1 protein-coding gene is annotated in these 1,175 nt (G+C 62.4%); it reads left to right on the forward strand.

Translation table 11 applies throughout. The annotated features are described in order from the left end of the window. Positions 1 to 125 precede the first annotated feature (125 nt). Positions 126 to 1,172, forward strand: coding sequence for an ISAs1 family transposase (locus AC1DXO_RS26090; RefSeq protein ID WP_476981139.1), 1,047 nt, complete (start codon positions 126 to 128; stop codon positions 1,170 to 1,172). Positions 1,173 to 1,175: the final 3 nt, after the last annotated feature.

Genomic DNA, 1,175 nt, shown 5'->3' on the forward strand with positions numbered 1-1,175 from the left:
CAGGGGCAGGGGAATCGCATATGGCGATTTTAGGCTTGAAGTTGGTTTGAGAAGGGATTCTTTGGGAAGGCAGTCTTAGCGAAGGAGCGACTGCCATTTCCAGCCTTGAGAGCTATTTCGGCGCGGTGCCTGACCCGCGCGCCGCCAACGCCACGCACCGGCTTGGCGACCTGATCGTGATGATGATCGCGGCAAGCCTGTGTGGTGCGAGCAACGCGACGGAGTTTTCGTTGTTCGCGCAAGAGCGCAAGCAGGCGCTGTCGCGTTTGATCGACTATGAAGAGGCGCCCAGCCACGACACCTTCTCGCGGCTGCTACGCTTGCTCGATCCAGAGGCCTTCGGGCGCGCGTTCGCCGCCTTTGCCGCAGGCTTTGCCCAAGCATGCCAAGGCGAGGCACGCCAGGGTGTGGTCTCACTGGATGGCAAGGCGCTGCGGCGTGCCTATGAGAAGGGCCTTGCGGCCAGCCCGCCCCTGACGGTATCGGCCTTTGCCAGCCAGACGCGGCTGTGTCTGGCGGCGGCCTCGCCCGGCGATACGGAGAATGAAGTCGAAGCTGCCCTCAAGGTCGTCGAACTCATTGATCTTGCTGGCCGATTGGTCACGGCCGATGCGCTCCACTGTCACACGCGTATGGCTGAGGCCATCATCGAAGGTGGCGGCGACTACCTGCTCGCACTCAAGGGAAACCGCCGGCATTGGCTTGCTCGGGCCAATCGTCATCTGGCCGAGACCATTCCAGCCGTTGCCGAGCGGACCGAAACCAGCCATGGCCGCAACGAATGGCGCCAGGCAGAGGTTGTGGCGGCGGCCGAGCCGCTGATGTCCGGCCACAAAGCCTTCATCCGCATCACCAGCCGGCGCGACCAGGCCAAGCCGCTGACGCGCCTATTCATGGCCTCCACGCTGCTGTCACCGCAGCAGGCGATCGACCTCACCAGAGCCCATTGGCAGATCGAGAACGGCCTGCATTGGATGCTCGATGTTCATCTGGACGAAGACCTCAGCCGTGCCCGCAAGGACAACGCTCCCGCCAACACCGCGCTCATCAACCGCCTCGCCAGGAACATCCTCCAACTCGCCGATACCGACAAAGTCCCCATCAGCCATCGCATCAAGAAATGCGCATGGAATGACGACTACCTCATCAGCGCTCTAACTCATATGCGATAGCCC

The organism is Asticcacaulis sp. P2_C5 (assembly GCF_056404555.1).